This is a genomic window from Mesorhizobium sp. M1A.F.Ca.ET.072.01.1.1 (assembly GCF_004023325.1).
GTDB lineage: Bacteria > Pseudomonadota > Alphaproteobacteria > Rhizobiales > Rhizobiaceae > Mesorhizobium.
Map to the genome: position 1 here is coordinate 1 of NZ_RZSF01000803.1, position 387 is coordinate 387.

Annotated in this window: 1 pseudogene; it reads left to right on the forward strand. The window is 64.9% G+C overall.

Annotation, left to right across the window (positions count from 1 at the left end):
• A pseudogene (locus EOA32_RS38125) lies at nt 1-387 on the forward strand (adenylyl-sulfate kinase); the annotation flags it as partial.

Genomic DNA, 387 nt, shown 5'->3' on the forward strand with positions numbered 1-387 from the left:
GCATGCGCTGCTGCCCGGCCGCTCCTACATCCTGCGCACCGAAACCGACCAGGTGAGCGCCACCGTCACCGAGCTGAAGTACCGCGTCAACGTCAACGACTTCGCCCACGAGGCGGCGAAGTCGCTGGAGATGAACGAGGTCGGCATCTGCAATCTCTCGACGCGCTCGCCGATCGCCTTCGACAATTTCGCCGAGAACCGCACCACCGGCGCCTTCATCCTGATCGACCGCATCAGCAATGCCACGGTCGGCGCCGGCATGATCCTGCATTCGCTGCGCCGCGCCGAAAACATCCATTGGCAGTCGCTCGATGTCGGCAAGCGCGGCCGTTCCGACCTGAAGAACCAGCGCCCGGCCGTGTTCTGGTTCACCGGCCTTTCCGGCTC